The sequence below is a fragment of the Streptomyces shenzhenensis genome (assembly GCF_003688995.1).
GTDB classification, from domain to species: Bacteria; Actinomycetota; Actinomycetes; order Streptomycetales; family Streptomycetaceae; genus Streptomyces; species Streptomyces shenzhenensis_A.
The window spans coordinates 158307-178572 of sequence record NZ_PENI01000011.1; the positions used below are offsets into that span (position 1 = coordinate 158307).

At 71.4% G+C, this 20266-nt stretch carries 18 protein-coding genes; 16 read left to right on the plus strand and 2 right to left on the minus strand.

Annotated features, from left to right (window positions below; all coding sequences use genetic code 11):
* Window positions 1-2 precede the first annotated feature (2 nt).
* Window positions 3-1211, plus strand: a complete 1209-nt coding sequence (ftsY, locus tag CTZ28_RS19300) for a signal recognition particle-docking protein FtsY (RefSeq protein ID WP_121890839.1) — start codon at window positions 3-5, stop codon at window positions 1209-1211.
* A gap of 1127 nt (window positions 1212-2338) precedes the next feature.
* On the opposite strand, the gene CTZ28_RS19305 is transcribed toward ftsY, so the two are convergent.
* Window positions 2339-2995, minus strand: coding sequence for a bifunctional DNA primase/polymerase (locus CTZ28_RS19305; RefSeq protein ID WP_121890841.1), 657 nt, complete (start codon window positions 2993-2995; stop codon window positions 2339-2341).
* Window positions 2996-3451: 456 nt separating this feature from the next.
* Here CTZ28_RS19305 and nsdA point away from each other — a divergent pair, with 456 nt between their 5' ends.
* From nsdA to ffh, 5 genes are all read left to right on the plus strand, one after another.
* Complete coding sequence (gene nsdA / locus CTZ28_RS19310; protein ID WP_121890843.1) at window positions 3452-4924, plus strand: transcriptional repressor NsdA; 1473 nt, start codon at window positions 3452-3454, stop codon at window positions 4922-4924.
* Between the two features lie 335 nt (window positions 4925-5259).
* A complete protein-coding gene (locus CTZ28_RS19315; RefSeq protein ID WP_121890845.1) occupies window positions 5260-6597 on the plus strand; it encodes an ammonium transporter in 1338 nt (445 codons plus the stop codon).
* Entirely contained in the window at window positions 6594-6932 is a 339-nt protein-coding gene (locus CTZ28_RS19320) for a P-II family nitrogen regulator (RefSeq protein WP_003997576.1), read from the plus strand. Before CTZ28_RS19315 ends, CTZ28_RS19320 begins: the two co-directional genes overlap by 4 nt.
* Before the next feature lie 56 nt (window positions 6933-6988).
* The gene (locus CTZ28_RS19325) at window positions 6989-9433 is read left to right on the plus strand and encodes a [protein-PII] uridylyltransferase (RefSeq protein WP_121890847.1); all 2445 of its coding nucleotides are present in this window, start codon (window positions 6989-6991) and stop codon (window positions 9431-9433) included.
* Window positions 9434-9588: 155 nt separating this feature from the next.
* Window positions 9589-11139, plus strand: coding sequence for a signal recognition particle protein (gene ffh / locus CTZ28_RS19330; protein WP_121890849.1), 1551 nt, complete (start codon window positions 9589-9591; stop codon window positions 11137-11139).
* Here the strand turns inward: ffh and CTZ28_RS19335 are convergent.
* Window positions 11136-11993 carry a class I SAM-dependent methyltransferase gene (locus CTZ28_RS19335; RefSeq protein ID WP_121890851.1) on the minus strand — a complete coding sequence of 286 codons (858 nt, stop codon included), beginning with the start codon at window positions 11991-11993 and terminating at the stop codon, window positions 11136-11138. The two genes, ffh and CTZ28_RS19335, sit on opposite strands and share 4 nt — an antisense overlap.
* 199 nt (window positions 11994-12192) lie before the next feature.
* Here CTZ28_RS19335 and proS point away from each other — a divergent pair, with 199 nt between their 5' ends.
* The 10 genes from proS to lepB (CTZ28_RS19385) all read left to right on the plus strand — a co-directional run bounded on the left by proS (window position 12193) and on the right by lepB (CTZ28_RS19385) (window position 20149).
* On the plus strand, window positions 12193-13608 hold the full coding sequence (gene proS / locus CTZ28_RS19340) for a proline--tRNA ligase (RefSeq protein ID WP_121890853.1): 1416 nt from the start codon (window positions 12193-12195) through the stop codon (window positions 13606-13608).
* Window positions 13609-13867: 259 nt separating this feature from the next.
* The gene (locus CTZ28_RS19345; RefSeq protein WP_121890854.1) at window positions 13868-14464 is read left to right on the plus strand and encodes a hypothetical protein; all 597 of its coding nucleotides are present in this window, start codon (window positions 13868-13870) and stop codon (window positions 14462-14464) included.
* A 337-nt stretch (window positions 14465-14801) separates the two neighbouring features.
* Complete coding sequence (rpsP, locus tag CTZ28_RS19350) at window positions 14802-15224, plus strand: 30S ribosomal protein S16 (protein WP_121890856.1); 423 nt, start codon at window positions 14802-14804, stop codon at window positions 15222-15224.
* A gap of 5 nt (window positions 15225-15229) precedes the next feature.
* Window positions 15230-15469 (plus strand): RNA-binding protein, encoded by a 240-nt coding sequence (locus CTZ28_RS19355; RefSeq protein WP_003973401.1) that lies wholly within the window; start codon window positions 15230-15232, stop codon window positions 15467-15469.
* Window positions 15470-15561: 92 nt separating this feature from the next.
* On the plus strand, window positions 15562-16131 hold the full coding sequence (gene rimM, locus CTZ28_RS19360) for a ribosome maturation factor RimM (protein ID WP_121890858.1): 570 nt from the start codon (window positions 15562-15564) through the stop codon (window positions 16129-16131).
* On the plus strand, window positions 16128-16961 hold the full coding sequence (trmD, locus tag CTZ28_RS19365) for a tRNA (guanosine(37)-N1)-methyltransferase TrmD (RefSeq protein ID WP_121890860.1): 834 nt from the start codon (window positions 16128-16130) through the stop codon (window positions 16959-16961). The genes rimM and trmD overlap by 4 nt, the downstream gene beginning before the upstream one ends.
* Before the next feature lie 135 nt (window positions 16962-17096).
* Entirely contained in the window at window positions 17097-17447 is a 351-nt protein-coding gene (gene rplS / locus CTZ28_RS19370; RefSeq protein WP_121890862.1) for a 50S ribosomal protein L19, read from the plus strand.
* Between the two features lie 45 nt (window positions 17448-17492).
* Window positions 17493-18188 (plus strand): signal peptidase I, encoded by a 696-nt coding sequence (lepB, locus tag CTZ28_RS19375; RefSeq protein WP_121890864.1) that lies wholly within the window; start codon window positions 17493-17495, stop codon window positions 18186-18188.
* Entirely contained in the window at window positions 18181-19272 is a 1092-nt protein-coding gene (lepB, locus tag CTZ28_RS19380) for a signal peptidase I (RefSeq protein WP_121890866.1), read from the plus strand. Before lepB (CTZ28_RS19375) ends, lepB (CTZ28_RS19380) begins: the two co-directional genes overlap by 8 nt.
* Entirely contained in the window at window positions 19160-20149 is a 990-nt protein-coding gene (gene lepB, locus CTZ28_RS19385) for a signal peptidase I (RefSeq protein WP_121890868.1), read from the plus strand. The genes lepB (CTZ28_RS19380) and lepB (CTZ28_RS19385) overlap by 113 nt, the downstream gene beginning before the upstream one ends.
* The last annotated feature ends 117 nt before the right edge of the window (window positions 20150-20266 follow it).

Genomic DNA, 20266 nt, shown 5'->3' on the forward strand with positions numbered 1-20266 from the left:
TTATGGAAACCGTCATCCTTGCTGTAGTCATCGCCGTGGTCGTGCTCGGCGCGATCGGCGGGCTCGTCATCGGCAGCCGGCGCCGCAGGTCGCTGCCCCCGCCGCCCGCCGCGCCCGACATCACCGCCCCTCCGGCCGAGCCGCACGTCGGCGACGAGGCCGAGACTCCGCACGACGAACCGCGCCGGACGATCGAGGAGGTGGACCTCCCGGGCGGCTCGGCCCCGACCGCCGTCGCGGAGCCGCCCGCCGTCGAAGAGCTGCCGGCGCCCGAGATCGAGATCCCGGAGCCCACCGCGGGCCGCCTGGTGCGGCTGCGGGCCCGTCTCTCCCGCTCGCAGAACGCCCTCGGCAAGGGGCTGCTCACGCTGCTGTCGCGCGAGCACCTCGACGAGGAGACCTGGGAGGAGATCGAGGACACGCTGCTCACCGCCGATGTCGGCGTACAGCCCACCCAGGAGCTGGTCGAGGGCCTGCGCGAGCGCGTGAAGGTGCTCGGCACCCGCACCCCCGAGGAGCTGCGCGGGCTGCTGCGCGAGGAGCTGCTCAAGCTCGTCGGCACCGATATGGACCGTACGGTGAAGACCGAGCCGGAGGACCGCAAGCCGGGCATCGTCATGGTCGTCGGCGTCAACGGCACCGGCAAGACCACCACCACCGGCAAGCTGGCCCGCGTCCTGGTCGCCGACGGGCGCACCGTCGTCCTCGGCGCCGCCGACACCTTCCGGGCCGCCGCCGCCGACCAGCTGCAGACCTGGGGCGAGCGGGTCGGCGCCTACACCGTGCGCGGACCGGAGGGCGGGGATCCCGCCTCCGTCGCGTTCGACGCGGTGAAGGAGGGCAAGGAGATGGGCGTCGACGTGGTGCTCATCGACACCGCCGGGCGGCTGCACACCAAGACCGGGCTCATGGACGAGCTGGGGAAGGTCAAGCGCGTCGTCGAGAAGCACGCCCCGCTCGACGAGGCGCTGCTCGTCCTCGACGCCACCACCGGGCAGAACGGGCTGGTCCAGGCCCGGGTCTTCGCCGAGGTCGTCGACATCACCGGCATCGTGCTGACCAAGCTCGACGGCACGGCCAAGGGTGGCATCGTGGTCGCCGTCCAGCGCGAGCTGGGCGTCCCGGTCAAGCTCGTCGGCCTCGGTGAGGGCGCGGACGACCTGGCGCCGTTCGAGCCGGAGGCGTTCGTCGACGCCCTGATCGGGGAGTGACCCCCCGCCCGAGAGACCCCTCACCCGGCATCCGGCGCCCGCCCCCGAGCCCACTCGGGAGCGGGCGCCGCCACGTGCGGACCTGGGATGCGTGGGGGGCTTGGGGCACATGAGGGCCTGGGGACGCGCGCTGGTCTGGGGCGGGGTGTCGGTCTGGGGGCGTGTGCTGGTCCTGGGTGGGTGTCGGTCTGTGGGCGTGTGCTGGTCCGGGGCGGGTGTCGGTCTGTGGGCGTGCGCTGGTCCTGGACGGGTGCCGCGTCTGGGTGCGCGCGCAGGCCTGCGGGCGCGCACCGGTCTGGGGCGTGTGTCGATCCGGGGCATGTGCCGGCCTGGGCGCGTGCGCCGATCCTAGGCGGGTGCCGGGTGCCGGGTGCCGGGTGCCGGGTGCCGGTCGGTCTGGGGTGGGTGCTGGGTGTGTGGGCGTGCGCCGGTCCTGGATGGGTGCTCGGTCTGAGGGTGCGTGCGGGTTCGGGGTAGGCGCCGGGTCTGGGCGCGTGCGCCGGTCCTGGATGAGTGCCGGGTCGGAGGACGCGCGCCGGTCCGGGACGGGTGCCGCGTCTCGGGGCGTGTGCCGGTCTGGGGGCGCGTACCGATCCTGGACGGATGCCGGGTCGGGGGGCGTGTGCCGGTCCGGGCGCGCGCCGGTTCGGGGGAGGGGGCTTCGCCGCACGTGCGCATCCGGCCGGACCCTCGCGCCCGGTCGGCCCTGGTCGCCGACGACGACCCCGGCCGGGTCTGCGACGCGACCGCGCCCGCCGGACCGCCTTGTTCCGTTTGGGTCGTCGTCGACCGGGGTGTTGGCGTCCGGCCGCCTGTGGGGCTATCTCGTTCCCGTGCGGGTCGTCGCCAACCAGGGAGTTCGCGTCCGCCCGCCTGTGGGGCTATCTCGTCCCCGTGCGGGTCGTCGCCGACCAGGGTGCTCGCGTCCGGCCGCCCGCCGGGCCGCCCCTTCGGGTTCGGGACCCGAACGCCTCGGTCGTGTCGAAGTCGGCCTACTTCCACCGCGGCACGCCGTCGGGCCCGACGAGGTGCACCGCACGGCGTTGCCCTTCTCCGCCCGGATGCCGTTCACCGGCGCTGACAAGGCGCGCCGAACGCCCCCCGGGGGGCAGGAGGCCCGGCGAGCGTCAGGCTCGTGAGCGGTGGGTCACATAGGCCAGGGTGCCCAGGAGGAGGCGGGCCGCCGGGGGCCTGGTCGCCGAGTCGAGGGCGGGCGGGCGGAGCCAGCGGACCGGGCCGAGGCCGCCCCGGTCGGAGGGCGGCGCCGTGATGTACCTGCCCGGACCGAGGCCGCGCAGGTCGAGGGAGGACGGGTCGTCCCAGCCCAGGCGGTAGAGGAGTGTGGGGAGTCCGGCGGCGGCGCCGGGGGCGACCAGGAACTGGGCGCGGCCGTCGGGGGTCGCGATGACCGGGCCCAGGGGCAGCCCCATCCGCTCCAGACGGGCCAGCGCGCGGCGCCCGGTGGACTCCGCCACCTCCAGCACGTCGAACGCGCGGCCGACCGGCAGCATCACCGCGGCGCCGGGGAACTCGCCCCAGGCCTTGGTGACTTCGTCGAGCGTGGCCCCGGCGGAGATCTGGGGCGCGAACTCCAGTGGATGTGCGCCCGGCGCCCGGCAGTCCGCCCGGCCGCACGAACAGGCGCCCCCCTCGGCCCGTGCGCCCGGCACCACGTCCCAGCCCCACAGTCCGGTGAACTCGGCGACTGCGGTGCAGTCCGACGAGCGACCGCGCCGACGTGTGCCGGTGCGGTTCTCGCGCATGCCGCCGATCGTGAAGCCCATGCCCCCTCCAACGGGTCCTGCGCGCCGATGGTTACGACGCGGAACGAGACGGAAGCGGAACGTGACCATACGGCTCCGTCTACCCCCGCCTCTGCGGGAACCGAGCGGCGCCATGAAGCGTCACCGGTGGTGCGCTGAGATATACGCGCCCCCGAGTGCACCGCTGCGTCTACTTTCAGCCGTCCTATGTCAAGTGAATCGCGCCCGGGCGACCGGGAGTTCATTCGAAGGGGTGGCGAATGGTGGCGTTTCTGTGTTCGCCATGGCTGGGCGGGTGATCGTAGGATTACTTTGAGTGCACGAGGCCCGGGGCACATGCGCTCATGGGTATGCCGGAGGCAAGGCGGCATTCCGTTCGACGGGTGAGATTCGTCGGACGGGCGGCCGTAGTCACCGGCATTCTGATAGGGCTTGGCGCACGCGGTGACAAGTGGTCTCAGGAATGGGGGCGTTCCAGTGGGCGGCAACGGCGGTAGTGGGACGAACGCTGACAAGCGCCCCAACGAGCTGTTGGGTTCGTGGTTCGTGCGCAGCGGCTGGTCCAAGGGCGAGCTGGCCCGTCAAGTGAACCGCCGGGCCCGCCAGTTGGGGGCCAGCCATATCTCGACGGACACCTCCCGGGTGCGCCGCTGGCTGGACGGCGAGAACCCCCGCGAGCCGATCCCCAGGATCCTGTCCGAACTGTTCTCCGAGCGGTTCGGCTGCGTCGTCTCCGTCGAGGACCTCGGCCTGCGCGCCGCCCGCCCCACACCCTCCGCGACCGGCGTCGACCTGCCCTGGACGGGCCCGCAGACGGTGGCCCTGCTCAGCGAGTACTCGCGCAGCGACCTCATGCTGGCGCGGCGCGGCTTCCTCGGGACCTCGCTGGCCCTGTCCGCGGGCCCGTCCCTCATCGAACCGATGCAGCGCTGGCTCGTCCCCTCGCCGGCCTCCCCGCAGCCCGAGCCCGAGCCCGCCGAGTCCCGGCGCCCCGGCCGGCTGTCCAGGCCCGAGCTGGACCTGCTGGAGTCCACCGCGGTGATGTTCCGCCAGTGGGACGCCCAGTGCGGCGGCGGCCTGCGCCGCAAGGCGGTCGTCGGCCAGCTGCACGAGGTGACCGACCTCCTCCAGGAACCCCAGCCGGCGGCCACCACCAGGAAGCTGTTCAAGGTCGCCGCCGAACTCGCCGAACTCGCCGGCTGGATGAGCTACGACGTGGGGCTCCAGCCCACCGCGCAGAAGTACTTCGTCCTCGCCCTGCACGCCGCCAAGGAGGCGGGCGACAAGCCCCTCGGCTCGTACATCCTCTCCAGTATGAGCCGCCAGATGATCCATCTCGGCCGGCCCGACGACGCCCTGGAACTGATCCACCTCGCCCAGTACGGCAGCCGCGACTGCGCGAGCCCGCGCACCCAGTCCATGCTGTATGCGATGGAGGCCCGCGCCTACGCCAACATGGGGCAGCCGGGCAAGTGCAAACGGGCGGTGCGGATGGCCGAGGACGTCTTCGCCGAGGCCGACGACTGGGACGAGCCGGACCCCGACTGGATCCGCTTCTTCTCCGAGGCCGAGCTGTACGGCGAGAACTCCCACTCCTACCGCGACCTCGCCTACGTCGCCGGCCGCAGCCCCGCCTACGCCTCCCTGGCCGAGCCGCTGATGCAGCGGGCCGTGAAGCTGTTCGCCGTGGACCACGAACACCAGCGGTCGTACGCACTGAACCTGATCGGCATGGCCACCGTGCACCTGCTGCGCCGCGAGCCCGGACAGGGCACGGCGTACGCCATGCAGGCGATGAGCGTCGCCAAGAAGGTGCGCTCCGAGCGGGTGAACACGCGTATCCGGAAGACCGTCGACACGGCCGTGCGCGACTTCGGCGATCTCGCCGAGGTCATCGACCTCACCGACCTGCTCGCCAGCACCCTCCCGGAGGCCGCGGAAGCGGTCTGACCCCGCAGAGCCCCGGCCGCGGCCGGCCCTCCCGAACAGCCCGACTCGGCTCCCCCACGCCAGGTCATCGGAGGTCCGCCCGCGGCCGGTTCGTTCTCCCCGGTCCGTTTCCCACGGAGAAGGTTGCGCCACGATAACGATGGACGTCGCCCGAATCCGGCAGTTCATCGACGCGTAACACGCACGGCGCCTTCGTCACCCCGGTGAAACATCGAGGGGCTTCGACCGAAACCGCGCTGCGCCAGTCTCGGGGCGCATAACCGGCCCATCTCTCATGGCCGGACCACTCTCAGGCTTCGCCCGCACGGGCCGTACCAACCGACGAGGAGACGCCGATGGCACCAGCCATCACGCTTGCCGCGGAGGCACCCAAGCTGTCCGCCGCGGACACAGGCTTCATGCTCATCTGTTCCGCCCTGGTGATGCTCATGACCCCGGGCCTGGCCTTCTTCTACGGAGGCATGGTCCGCGTCAAGAGCACCCTGAACATGCTGATGATGAGTTTCATCAGCCTGGGCATCGTCACCATTCTGTGGGTGCTCTACGGCTTCTCCATGGCCTTCGGCGCCGACAAGGGCTCCGTCGTCGGCTGGACCTCCGACTTCGTCGGCTTCAGCGGGATCGACAAGATGGCCCTCTGGGACGGCTACACGATCCCGGTCTTCGTCTTCGCGGTCTTCCAGCTGATGTTCGCGATCATCACGCCCGCCCTGATAAGCGGCGCCCTCGCGGACCGTGTGAAGTTCTCGGCGTGGGCCGTCTTCCTCGTCCTGTGGGCCACGGTCGTCTACTTCCCGGTGGCGCACTGGGTGTGGGGCTCCGGCGGCTGGGCCTTCGACCTCGGCGTGATCGACTTCGCCGGCGGTACGGCGGTCCACATCAACGCGGGTGCCGCGGCCCTCGGCGTGATCCTCGTCATCGGCAAGCGCGTCGGCTTCAAGAAGGACCCGATGCGCCCGCACAGCCTCCCGCTGGTCATGCTCGGCGCCGGTCTGCTGTGGTTCGGCTGGTTCGGCTTCAACGCCGGCTCCTGGCTCGGCAACGGGGACGGCGTCGGCGCGCTGATGTTCGTCAACACGCAGGTCGCCACCGCCGCCGCCATGCTGGCCTGGCTCGCCTACGAGAAGATCCGGCACGGCGCGTTCACCACGCTGGGCGCCGCCTCCGGCGCGGTCGCCGGCCTGGTCGCGATCACCCCGTCCGGTGGCGCGGTCTCCCCGCTCGGCGCGATCGCCGTCGGCGTCATCGCCGGTGTCCTGTGCGCCATGGCCGTGGGCCTGAAGTACAAGTTCGGCTACGACGACTCCCTCGACGTGGTCGGCGTCCACATGGTCGGCGGCATCGTCGGCTCCCTGCTCATCGGCTTCTTCGCCAGCGGCAAGGGCCAGTCCGACGTCGAGGGCCTGTTCTACGGCGGCGGTCTGGACCAGTTCTGGAAGCAGTGCGCCGGCGTCTTCGGCGTCCTCGCCTACTCCCTGATCGCCTCCGCCATCCTCGCCTTCCTCCTCGACAAGACCCTGGGCATGCGGGTCACCGAGGATGAAGAGGTCTCCGGCATCGACCAGGCCGAGCACGCCGAGACCGCATACGACTTCAGCGGCGCCGGCGGCGGAGTCGTCGGCACCGCCGCGCCCGCCCTGGCCGCCAAGCAGAGCAAGAAGGTGGACGCATGAAGCTCATCACCGCCGTCGTCAAGCCGCACCGGCTCGACGAGATCAAGGAAGCCCTGCAGGCCTTCGGGGTGCACGGTCTGACGGTCACCGAGGCCAGCGGCTACGGCCGGCAGCGGGGACACACCGAGGTCTACCGCGGTGCCGAGTACACGGTCGACCTGGTACCCAAGATCCGTATCGAGGTGCTGGCCGAGGACGACGACGCCGAGCAGCTGATCGATGTCATCGTCAAGGCCGCCCGCACCGGCAAGATCGGCGACGGCAAGGTCTGGTCCCTGCCGGTCGAGACGGCCGTCCGGGTGCGCACCGGTGAGCGCGGCCCGGACGCCCTCTGACCGGACGCGCCGTCCAACAGAAGGCCGTCCAGCAGAACAAGGACAGGAGTCGCCGGGTGACGGGTACGGATGTTCGGAAAGACGCACAGGACTCGGGACCCAGCGGCTACGCGGCGGCCCGGCTGCGCCTCCTCACCGAGGGGGCGCGGTCCGGGCCGCCGCGCCGTGCGGCCCTCGCCGAGCTGACCGACGACTGGCTGACCGGGCTGTTCACCGCGGCGGCCGAGGGCCTCAGAGGCGTCTCCCTGGTCGCCGTCGGCGGCTACGGCCGCGGCGAGCTGTCCCCGCGCAGCGACCTCGACCTCCTGCTGCTGCACGACGGCGGCGACACCAAGGCGGTCGCCGCCCTGGCCGACCGCATCTGGTACCCGGTCTGGGACCTCGGCCTCGCCCTCGACCACTCCGTGCGCACGCCGTCGGAGGCCCGGAAGACGGCGGGCGACGACCTCAAGGTCCAGCTCGGACTGCTCGACGCCCGGCACCTCGCGGGCGACCTGGGCCTCACCTCCGCAATGCGCACGGCCGTGCTCGCCGACTGGCGCAACCAGGCGCCGAAACGCCTGCCCGAACTCCAGGAGCTGTGCGCCGAACGCGCCGCGCGCCACGGCGAGCTGCAGTACCTCCTGGAACCCGATCTCAAGGAGGCCCGCGGCGGCCTCAGGGACGCCACCGCCCTGCGCGCGGTCGCCGCGTCCTGGCTCGCGGACGCCCCCCGCGAGGGCCTCGCGGACGCCCGGCGGCGCCTGCTCGACGTCCGTGACGCCCTGCACCTGGCCACCGGCCGTGCCACCGACCGCCTCGCCCTCCAGGAGCAGGACCAGGTGGCGGCGGACCTGGGCCTGCTGGACGCCGACACACTCCTGCGGCAGGTGTACGAGGCGGCCCGTGTCATCTCGTACGCCAGTGATGTCACCTGGCGCGAAGTGGGGCGCGTACTGCGGTCGCGCGCCGTGCGTCCGCGGCTGCGCGCCATGCTGGGCGGCAAACCGGTCACCGAACGGTCACCGTTGGCCGAGGGCGTGGTGGAGCAGGACGGCGAGGTGGTGCTCGCCCGCGCCGCGCGCCCCGAACGCGACCCGGTGCTCCCGCTGCGCGCCGCGGCCGCCGCCGCGCAGGCCGGCCTCCCGCTCTCCCTGCACGCCGTACGGCGCCTGTCCGCCACCGTCCGCCCGCTGCCCACGCCCTGGCCCGCCGAGGCCCGGGAACAGCTGGTCACCCTGCTCGGCTCGGGCCGCCCCACGGTGGACGTCTGGGAGGCGCTGGAGGCCGAAGGGCTCATCACCCGGCTGCTGCCGGACTGGGAGCGGGTGCGCTGCCGCCCGCAGCGCAACGCCGTCCATGTGTGGACCGTGGACCGGCACCTGATCGAGACGGCGGTCCGCGCCTCCGAGCTGACCCGCCGGGTCGGCCGCCCCGACCTGCTGCTGGTCGCCGCCCTGCTGCACGACATCGGCAAGGGCTGGCCCGGCGACCACTCGGTGGCCGGCGAGATCATCGCCAAGGACGTGGCCGCGCGCATCGGCTTCGACCGCGCCGACGCGGCCGTGCTCTCCGCCCTCGTACGGCATCACCTGCTGCTGATCGAGACCGCCACCCGGCGCGACCTGGAGGACCCGGCCACCGTCCGCGCGGTCGCCGACGCGGTCGGCACCCCGAGCACGCTGGAGCTGCTGCACGCGCTGACCGAGGCGGACGCGCTGGCCACCGGGCCGGCCGCCTGGTCGTCCTGGCGCGGCAACCTGGTCACCGACCTGGTGAAACGGGTCGCGGCGGTGCTGGCAGGGGACGCCCCCGACGAGCCCGAGCCCGCAGCCACGGCCGAACAGGAGCGGCTCGCCATCGAGGCGTTCCGTACCGGCGGACCGGTGCTCGCGCTGCGCGCGCAGGCGGAACCCGCGACGGACGAGGAGCCACCCGGCGCCCCCGAGCCGCTGGGCGTCGAACTCCTCATCGCCGTGCCCGACCAGCCGGGGGTGCTGCCCGCGGCGGCCGGCGTGCTGGCCGTGCACCGGCTCACCGTCCGCACCGCCGAGCTGCGCGCCCTGCGCCTGCCGGACGACGTCGACGACGGCTCGGTCCTGCTGCTGAACTGGCGGGTCGCGGCGGAGTACGGCTCGCTGCCGCAGGCGGCCCGGCTCCGCGCCGACCTGGTACGGGCGCTGGACGGCAGCCTGGACGTCGCGGGCCGGCTCGCGGAACGGGACGCGGCCTATCCGCGCCGCCGCGGCTGGGTGGCCCCGCCGCCCCGGGTGACGGTCGCCCCGGCCGCCTCCCGGCACGCCACGGTGATCGAGGTCCGCGCCCAGGACGCGCCGGGGCTGCTGTTCCGGATCGGCACGGCCCTGGAGAAGGCGGGGGTGCGGGTGCGGAGCATGCACGTCAGCACGCTCGGCTCCAACGCCGTCGACGCGTTCTACGTCACGACGGGGACGGGGGCGCAGCTGCCGGCGGAGGACGCGGGGTCGCTGGCCCGGGCGCTGGAGGAGACGCTGCGGGCGTGACCTTGCGGTCATGTAGTGCGTATACAGGATGTACTCCCCGCTGGCGCGGGGGTTCCGGCCCTGCCCGCTGAACTCGGCGGGCAGGGCCGATTCGCTTGCGGGGCCAGATACTCTGGAGGGCGACCCAGCTTCCGACTCCGAGGACCGACGCCGCCGTGTTCGATACTCTCTCCGATCGCCTCTCAGCCACCTTCAAAAACTTGCGCGGCAAGGGGCGTCTGAGCGAAGCGGACATCGACGCCACGGCGCGTGAGATCCGCATCGCGCTGCTCGAAGCCGACGTCGCCCTTCCTGTCGTTCGGACGTTCATCAAGAACGTCAAGGAGCGCGCACTCGGTGCGGACGTCTCCAAGGCGCTGAATCCCGCCCAACAGGTTCTCAAGATCGTCAACGACGAGCTTGTGCAGGTTCTCGGCGGTGAGACCCGGCGGCTGCGTTTCGCCAAGCAGCCGCCCACGGTGATCATGCTGGCCGGTCTGCAGGGTGCCGGTAAGACCACCCTCGCGGGCAAGCTCGGCCGGTGGCTCAAGGAGCAGGGCCACTCGCCGCTGCTCGTCGCCGCCGACCTCCAGCGCCCGAACGCCGTCAACCAGCTGAGCGTCGTCGCCGAGCGCGCCGGCGTCGCGGTCTACGCGCCCGAGCCGGGCAACGGCGTCGGTGACCCGGTCAAGGTCGCCAAGGAATCCATCGAACACGCGAAGTCCAAGGTCCACGACATCGTGGTGGTGGACACCGCCGGCCGCCTGGGCATCGACCAGGAGATGATGCAGCAGGCCGCGGACATCCGGGACGCGGTCTCCCCGGACGAGATCCTCTTCGTCGTCGACGCGATGATCGGTCAGGACGCCGTCAACACGGCCGAGGCCTTCCGCGACGGCGTCGGCTTCGACGGCGTGGTGCTCTCCAAGCTCGACGGCGACGCCCGCGGCGGTGCGGCCCTGTCGATCCGCCAGATCACCGGCAAGCCGATCATGTTCGCGTCGAACGGCGAGAAGCTGGAGGACTTCGACGCGTTCCACCCGGACCGGATGGCCTCCCGCATCCTCGACATGGGTGATCTGCTCACCCTGATCGAGCAGGCGGAGAAGACGTTCAGTCAGGAAGAGGCCGAGAAGATGGCCTCCAAGCTGGCGTCCAAGAAGGGCCAGGACTTCACCCTGGACGACTTCCTGGCCCAGATGGAGCAGGTCAGGAAGATGGGCAGCATCAGCAAGCTGCTCGGCATGCTGCCCGGCATGGGGCAGATCAAGGACCAGATCAACAACCTCGACGAGCGTGACGTCGACCGCACCGCCGCGATCATCAAGTCGATGACCCCGGGTGAGCGCCAGGAACCCACGATCATCAACGGCTCGCGCCGCGCCCGTATCGCCAAGGGCTCGGGCGTCGAGGTCAGCGCGGTCAAGAACCTGGTCGAGCGGTTCTTCGAGGCGCGCAAGATGATGTCCCGCATGGCTCAGGGCGGCGGCATGCCCGGCATGCCGGGGATCCCGGGCATGGGCGGCGGCCCCGGCCGGACGAAGAAGCAGCCGAAGAAGGCCAAGGGCAAGCAGCGTTCCGGCAACCCGATGAAGCGCAAGCAGCAGGAGCTGGAGGCGGCCCAGCGGCGTGAGGCCGGGGCCCAGCAGGGCGGCGCCTTCGGCCTGCCGCAGCAGGGCGGGCAGGACTTCGAGCTGCCGGACGAGTTCAAGAAGTTCATGGGCTAGGGAACGCGGGCGATCAGATAGCGGAAGACGTTCGGCATCCATACCGTTCCGTCCTGCCGCCGGTAAGGATGCAGCGCCTCCCGCAGCTCCTTGTCCACCTGCGCCCGGTCGGTGGTGGCGATCGCCGCGTCGAACAGCCCCGTCGACAGCAGACCGCGTACCGCGCTGTCGGGGTCCGCGTATCCGAACGGGCAGGCCACCCGGCCGGAACCGGCCGGCCGCAGCCCGGCCCGCCGGGCGATCTCCTCCAGGTCGTCGCGCCGGGCCGGGTGCCGACGGCCCGCGCCGCGCAGGGGATCGGCCGGCTTGGCGGCCATCCGCAGCACGGACGAGGTGGCGCAGCGCTCCGGTGGGCCCCAGCCGGTCAGCACCACGGCCGCCCCGTGCGCGGCGAGCGGTGTCGCGGCGCTGAGCAGTGCGCCCAGCCGTTCGGCGTCGCCCGTCGCGCACCCGATCGGTTCGAAGGCGGTCACCAGGGTGAACGGGGGTGTCTCCGCGTCGGCCGCGTCCCCCGGTGAGCCGTCGACGGTCCGGGCGCGCGCACGCGTGCGCGCGCTCCACGCGTCCGGCAGCAGGCGCTGGCGCGCGAGGGCGAGGAGTTCGGGCCGGGCGGAGTCCACGCCGGTCACCGCGGCCCCTCTGGAGGCCGCCGTCAGCAGGGCGAGCCCGGAACCGCAGCGAAGGCCCAGCAGCCTGGTGGCGGGGCCGACTTCAAGACGTTCGTAGACCGACTCGTGGAGCGGGACCAGCATCCGCTCCTGGATCTCGGACCAGTCACGCGCGCGTGCGTCCCCGTCAGCACGGGGCGCGGGTCCCGCGTGGGACGGGTGCTGCCGCAGGAGCGTGGGTGTCATGGACAAGCGCCCCAATCCGCCGAAGGCTGCCGGTGTGCGCGGTTGTGTGGCCCCCGTGCCGTGCGCGCGCACGCTCCACGTGTGCCAGGTAACTCCGGGCTCGCGACGGCGTCCAGGGGTCGTGGAGCCCGGTGCTCGGCTTCCCGGCGGCTGTGGCGAGAATTCACATCCCGGCAACGTGGACCCGTACCATCGCGCCATGGCAAAGGCACCCGTTCTCACACCCCGGGCGGTCGACTTCCCCCGCTGGTACCAGGATCTGATCAACAAGGCCGAGCTGGCCGACAACGGTCCGGTGCGCGGCACCATGGTGATCCGACCGTACGGGTACGGGCTGTGGGAGCGGATGCAGGCCGAGATGGACGCCCGGATCAAGGAGTCCGGTGCCTCCAACGCCTACTTCCCCCTGTTCATCCCGCAGTCGTACCTGACCCGGGAGGCCGAGCACGTCGAGGGCTTCGCGCCGGAGCTGGCCGTCGTCACGCACGGCGGTGGCAAGGAGCTGGAGGAGCCCGTCGTCGTCCGGCCCACCTCGGAGACGATCGTCAACGACTACTTCGCCAAGTGGGTGCAGAGCTACCGCGATCTGCCGCTGCTGATCAACCAGTGGGCGAACGTCGTGCGCTGGGAGCTGCGCCCGCGCGTGTTCCTGCGGACGACGGAGTTCCTCTGGCAGGAGGGCCACACCGCGCACGCCACGTACGAGGACGCCCGGGACTACGCCGCGCACATCCACCGGAACGTGTACGCCGACTTCATGGAGAACGTGCTCGCCATGGACGTCCTGGCGGGCCGCAAGACGGCCGCCGAGCGCTTCGCCGGCGCCATCAACACCCTCACCCTGGAGGGCATGATGGGCGACGGCAAGGCCCTCCAGCTGGGCACCAGCCATGAACTCGGCCAGAACTTCGCCAAGGCCTTCCACACCCAGTACCTGTCGAAGGACGGCCGGCAGGAGTACGTCTGGCAGACCTCCTGGGGCTCCACCACCCGCATGGTCGGCGCCCTGGTGATGATGCACGGTGACGACGACGGGCTGCGCGTGCCGCCCCGCCTGGCGCAGATCCAGGTCGTCGTCCTCGGGGTGAAGGACGACGCGGCGGTCGTGGCCGAGGTGCGCGAGATCGGCGAGCGGCTGACGGCGGCCGGGATCCGGGTCCGGGTGGACGACCGTACGGACATCCCGTTCGGCCGGCGCGCCGTCGACTGGGAGCTGAAGGGCGTGCCCGTACGCATCGAGGTCGGCCCGCGCGATCTGGAGAACGGCACCGCGATGCTGGTCCGCCGGATTCCCGGGGGCAAGGCGCCGGTCGCCCTGGACGCGCTGGCCGGGCTGCTCCCGCAGATCCTCGACGAGGACCAGGCGCTGCTCCTGCGCCAGTCCCGGGAGCGCCGCGAGTCCCGCACCACCGATGTGACCACCGTGGAGGAGGCCGTCGAGGCCGCCACCGCCGGTGGCTGGGCGCGCATCCCGTGGGCCGTCCTCGGCGAAGAGGGCGAGGCCAGGCTGGCCGAGCACGCCGTCACCGTACGGTGTCTGGTCGCCGCGGACGGGTCGGTGCCGGACGCCGACGACGCCCCCGGTAACGTCGCGGTCGTCGCGCGCGCGTACTGAGGCGGCGTCTTCGTCGCGAGAGCGGCCGAAACGCCTCTTGCGCATCAGCCGACCGCAGTCGCCCCGGCGCGCGGACACGGTCCACGCGCCGGGTCCTACGGCGGACTACGTACCGGCTTGGTATGAGCTGCGCGGCTTCTCCGCAGATCAGCGCACCCGCCCTCGTCAGGACGCATCAGCGGCAACTGACGGGTACGTGCAAATTATTTGGGATGCCCCGGAATCGGAACACAGCGGCACTCCGGCTCGTTGTCATTACGTGAGCACGACACAGACACCACCTGTTCTCGCCGCAGAGCTGGCACAGGCGTGGGCCGACATTCAGCGGTACCACCCCGAGCTGCCCGACCTTGCCGCGCCAGAGTCCCTGATCGGAGAGTCGTCGTCCGCGTGCGGGCACGAACTCTCCTTCGAGCGACTGCTCCATGAGGCAGTCCACGGCGTCGCCGCCGCCCGCGGCGTGCGCGACACCTCCCGAGCCGGCCGCTACCACAACCGGAGATTCCTCGCCATCGCCGAGGAGCTGGGCCTTGACCACCCCGACGAGCCGCATCCCAGCAGCGGCTTCTCGCTGGTCACGCTCAATCCCGAGGCGAAGCGGCGCTACCGCCCGACCATGGAGCGGCTGCAGCGCGCGCTGAAGGCCCATCTGGCGGCCACCTCCGCCGACACCTCCCGCACCTTCCGCGGCCCGGCCGCCCGGCACGGCTCCTCCGGCGGCGGCGTCCGCGTCAAGGCCGTCTGCGACTGCGGGCGCAACGTCCGGGTCGTGCCGTCGGTGCTGGCCCAGGCGCCCATCATGTGCGGCGGCTGCGGCAAGCCGTTCCGGATCCCGGAGGTCGTGGGAGCGGCGTAATCCGCGGGCCGCGATACCGGCATCTCGTGGGTGCCGGTGGGGCCGAGCGATGCAGGGTGCCGCTGTCCGGCGGCACCTCGCAGCACCGGGCAGCGCACCCGACGTGAGCGTGACTTCACCTCCACGCCGGGTGCCTGCCGGGCATGCCCGAATACGGCCCGCGTACCGTCGGCCGAGAGCGGCCCGCAGGGTGTGGCACAATGGCTAGCTGTACTCGACAGCCGTACAGGACCCCTCTCTCCTCCGGCTGACGCGTCCATCGGGCCACTCGGGTACCGCAACCCCACGCGGCATCTCGTTGTGCCCCACCACGTCAAATCCAGGAGAACCCACTCCCGTGGCAGTCAAGATCAAGCTGAAGCGTCTGGGCAAGATCCGTTCGCCTCACTACCGCATCGTCATCGCCGACTCCCGCACCCGCCGTGACGGCCGGGCGATCGAGGAGATCGGCAAGTACCACCCGACCTACAACCCGTCGGTCATCGAGGTGGACGCCGAGCGTGTGGCGTACTGGCTCGGGGTCGGCGCGCAGCCGACCGAGCCCGTGCTCGCCATCCTGAAGAAGACCGGCGACTGGCAGAAGTTCAAGGGCGAGCCCGCTCCGGCGCCGCTGCTCGTCGCCGCGCCGAAGGCCACGCGTCCGTCGTTCGAGGCGCTCGGCGGCGAGGACGAGGGCAAGGGTGAGGCGATCACCCAGAAGAAGAAGGCCGAGAAGAAGGACGAGGCCGCCGCCGAGTCCTCCGAGTCGACCGAGGCCTGAGCAGCATGCTCGAAGAGGCGCTTGAGCACCTGGTGAAGGGCATCGTCGACAACCCTGACGATGTGCAGGTCGCCTCGCGCAACCTGCGCCGCGGGCGCGTCCTGGAGGTCCGGGTGCACCCCGACGACCTCGGCAAGGTGATCGGCCGCAACGGCCGCACCGCGCGCGCACTGCGCACCGTCGTGGGCGCCATCGGCGGTCGCGGAGTCCGCGTCGACCTCGTCGACGTCGACCACGTCCGCTGACGCTTTTCGCAACCGGCTCGGGCCGGGGAAGGCCACTGGGCCGTCCCCGGCCCGCAGTCGTATGACAGGAGATCGACAGGAGATTTGGACACGTGCAGCTGGTAGTCGCACGGATCGGCCGTGCCCATGGCATCAAGGGTGAGGTCACCGTCGAGGTACGTACCGACGAGCCGGAACTCAGGCTCGCGCCCGGTGCCGTGCTCACCACCGACCCCGCCTCCGCGGGACCGCTCACCATCGAGACGGGCCGCGTCCACAGCGGCCGCCTGCTCCTGCGCTTCGCGGGCGTCCAGGACCGCAACGGCGCCGAGGCCCTCCGCAACACCCTCCTGATCGCCGAGATCGACCCGGAGGAACTGCCCGAGGGCGAGGACGAGTACTACGACCACCAGTTGATCGACCTCGACGTGGTCACCGAGGACGGCACGGAGATCGGCCGGATCACCGAGATCTCCCATCTGCCCTCCCAGGATCTGTTCATCGTCGAGCGGCCCGACGGCAGCGAGGTGCTGATCCCCTTCGTCGAGGAGATCGTCACCGAGATCGACCTGGCGGAGCAGAAGGCCGTCGTCGCACCCCCGCCCGGCCTCATCGACGACCACGCGGCCGGCGACGAGGCCGCCGACGGACGCGGCGCCGAGTCCGGGGGCGACGGCGCATGAGGCTCGACGTCGTGACGATCTTCCCCGAGTACCTGGAACCGCTGAATGTGTCCCTCGTCGGCAAGGCACGCGCGCGCGGGCAGCTGAACGTGCACGTGCACGAGCTGCGGACCTGGGCGTACGACCGCCACAACACGGTCGACGACACCCCGTACGGCGGCGGCCCCGGCATGGTCATGAAGACCGAGCCGTGGGGAGAGGCCCTCGACTCCGTGCTGGCCGACGGCTACGAGACCGGCTCCCGGGCGCCCGCCTTGATCGTGCCCACCCCCAGCGGCCGCCCGTTCACCCAGGAACTGGCCGTCGAGCTCTCCGGACGGCCCTGGCTGATCTTCGCGCCGGCCCGCTACGAGGGCATCGACCGGCGCGTCACGGACGAGTACGCGGCACGGATGCCGGTGTACGAGGTGTCCATCGGCGACTATGTGCTGGCCGGCGGCGAGGCGGCCGTCCTCGTCGTCACCGAGGCCGTGGCACGGCTGCTGCCCGGTGTCCTCGGCAACGCCGAGTCCCACCGCGACGACTCCTTCGCGCCCGGTGCGATGGCCGGCCTCCTGGAGGGCCCCGTCTACACCAAGCCGCCCCTCTGGCGCGGCCGTGACATCCCGGACGTGCTGCTCAGCGGCCACCACGGGAAGATCGCCCGCTGGCGCCGGGACGAGGCCCTGAAGCGCACGGCGGCCAACCGGCCCGACCTCATCGAGCGCTGCGACCCCAAGGGCCTCGACAAGAAGGACCGCGAGATGCTCTCCATCCTCGGCTGGGCCCCGGACCCGGACGGCGAGCCGTACGGCCGATTTTGGCGCAGACCAGAAGGCATGGAACAATAGGTCGCTGTTGTGCGTCCGTCCGGCGTGCGCCCCTGCCACAGGGGGACACGACGCCCGTCCCGACCCGCACGGCACACCTCCCGAACTTCTAGTTCCCGTTGATGACCTGTGGCATCAGCGAAGAAAGCAGACGACATGTCTCACCTGCTCGACTCCGTCGACTCCGCGTCGCTGCGCAGCGACGTCCCGGCCTTCCGCCCGGGTGACACCGTCAACGTGCACGTCCGCGTCATCGAGGGCAACCGCTCCCGTGTGCAGCAGTTCAAGGGCGTAGTCATCCGCCGCCAGGGCTCCGGTGTCCGCGAGACCTTCACGGTCCGCAAGGTCTCCTTCTCCGTCGGCGTCGAGCGCACCTTCCCGGTGCACACCCCGATCGTGGAGAAGATCGAGCTCGTCACCAAGGGTGACGTGCGCCGCGCCAAGCTGTACTACCTGCGTGACCTGCGCGGCAAGGCCGCGAAGATCAAGGAGAAGCGCGAGAACTGAGCGCTTCGCGGAGTCCGCGGCGGGGCCGGATAGCATCAGCCCCCGATGGACACCGAAGCACAGCCGATGCGACGCGACCGCACCTCCAGCCCCGGTACACCGGGCGCGGAGAGGCGGTCGCGTTTCGCGTTGGTGTCGCGATTCGCCGACTGGCTGCCGGGCGGACGGATCACCCTCACCCTCTTCGTCTGTCTGCTGTTCCTGCTGCTCCTCAACACGTTCGTGGCGCAGCCCTTCCAGATCCCGAGCGGATCCATGGAGGGCGGATTGAGGATCGGGGACCGCGTTCTCGTAAATAAGTTGGCGTACCGTTTTGGTGCCGAGCCGCAGCGCGGTGATGTCGTCGTGTTCGACGGAACCGGGTATTTCGGGGACGCGGACTACATCAAACGCGTTGTAGGTGTGGGCGGAGACCATGTGGTGTGCTGCGACAAGGAGGGGAGGATCGAAGTGAACGGCCGAGCGGTCGACGAGACGGCGTTCCTCCATCCCGGGGACAGCCCGTCCAGCGTGCCCTTCGACGTCGTCGTGCCCCCGGGCCGGCTGTTCGTGCTCGGCGACCACCGCAGCGACTCCAGCGACTCCCGCGACCACCTGGGCTCCCCGGGCGGCGGCATGATCCCCGTCGGCGATGTGATCGGGCGGGCCGACTGGATCGCCTGGCCCTTCGCGCACTGGACCCACCTGCACCGCCCTGACGCCTACGCGCGCGTGCCCGCCGCGGAGGACGCGCATGGGTAACCGGGGCAGGCCGCGCGGTGTGCCCAGCGGCGCCGCCGACAACCTGCTGCCCACCGGGGCCCGGCGCGCGGCCGGCCCGGCCGGCGGACGCACCCGCGCGGAGCGGCGCAAGCTCCAGCGCAAGGTCAAGCGCAGGCGCAGGCGCAGCGCGGTGCGCGAGATACCGCTCCTGGTCGGTGTGGCCGTGCTGATAGCGCTGGTCCTGAAGACCTTCCTCGTGCAGGCCTTCGTGATCCCGTCGGGCTCCATGGAGCAGACGATCCAGATCGGCGACCGGGTCCTGGTCGACAAGCTCACCCCCTGGTTCGGCTCCAAGCCGGAGCGCGGGGACGTCGTCGTGTTCCACGATCCGGGCGGCTGGCTGGCCGACGAGCAGACCACCAAGAAGAACGACCCCATCGTCGTCAAACAGGTCAAGGAAGGGCTCACCTTCATCGGTCTGCTGCCCTCCGACAACGAGAAGGACCTCATCAAGCGGGTCATCGGCGTCGGCGGTGACCACGTCAAGTGCTGCGACGCGCAGGGCCGGATGACCGTCAACGGCGTTGCCCTGTCCGAGACGGACTACCTGTACCCCGGCAACGCGCCCTCCGCGACGCCGTTCGACGTCACTGTCCCCCAGGGGCGGCTGTGGGTGATGGGCGACCACCGCGACAACTCCGCGGACTCGCGTGCCCACCAGGACACCGACTACGGCGGCACGGTCGCCGTGGACTCCGTGGTGGGCCGGGCCATGATCATCGGCTGGCCCATCGGCCACTGGTCCAGCCTGACCGAGCCAAAAACCTTCGCAAGCGTGACGAACTCCGTGTCGGGGTCGACCGCTGCTCCCCGGCTGTCGCATAGGGTTGCCTCCGACGATCCGAACGGAATGATCCGGCTCCCGACTCCTGCGGAACTCCCGCTCGTTATGGGAGTGGTGGGCCTGCACCGTACCCGGAGCAGGCGGCGGCACAGAGTGAGGAGTTGGCGTGGGGGATGTGGCGGTTGGCGCACGGTCGGGACACGACGGCGAGGAACACCGCGGGCGCCCCGTGGAATCGAGCGGCCCCATGGCGGACGGCGTCGTGACCTCCGGGAATGACGCAGGGGCGGCGCGAGACGCCATGCCTGCCGACGGGCAGCCCCCGGTGGACGGCACGGCGGACCGGGGGCGGGGCGACTCGGCTCCCGGGCCGAAGAAGCCGCGCTCCTTCTGGAAGGAACTGCCGATCCTGATCGGCATCGCGCTGGTGCTGGCGCTGCTGATCAAGACGTTTCTGGTGCAGGCGTTCTCGATCCCGTCGGACTCGATGCAGAACACCCTGCAGCAGGGTGACCGCGTCCTGGTCGACAAGCTCACTCCGTGGTTCGGCTCGGAGCCGGAGCGTGGCGAGGTGGTCGTCTTCCACGACCCGGACAACTGGCTGGCGGGCGAGCCGACGCCCACTCCGAACGCCGTGCAGCAGGTCCTCAGCTGGATCGGCCTGATGCCGTCCGCGGAGGAGAAGGACCTGATCAAGCGGGTCGTCGCGGTCGGCGGCGACACGGTCGAGTGCAAGAACACCGGCCCGCTGCTGGTCAACGGCAGGGCGCTGAACGAGTCGTATGTCTACCCCGGCAACACCCCGTGCAGCATGGACGACCAGGGCGGCCAGTTCAGTGTGAAGATCCCCGAGGGCTACCTCTGGGTGATGGGCGACCACCGCCAGAACTCCCGCGACTCCCGCTACAACCAGGCCGACAAGAACCACGGCATGGTCCCGGTCGACAAGGTCGTCGGGCGTGCCATCGTCAAGGCTTGGCCGATCAACCGCTGGGGCACCCTGCCGGTCCCGGACACCTTCGACCAGCCCGGCCTCGACCAGCAGGCCCCCTCCGCCGCCTCGCTGTCGGTGGCCCCCGAGGGCATCGCGCTCGTGGGCGTCCTGCCGGTGGCGGTGTGGCGCCGCCGCCGGGCCGCGGCGAGCCGGACCCGCTGAAACTGCCGCCCGGGCCGTACGCCCGGGCCGCCACGTCCCGGGGAAGGCCGGGCCGCCACGTCCGGGGAAGCCTGGGTTCGGCCCCGCTCCCGACCGGGTCGGGAGGGAGGCTGGGCC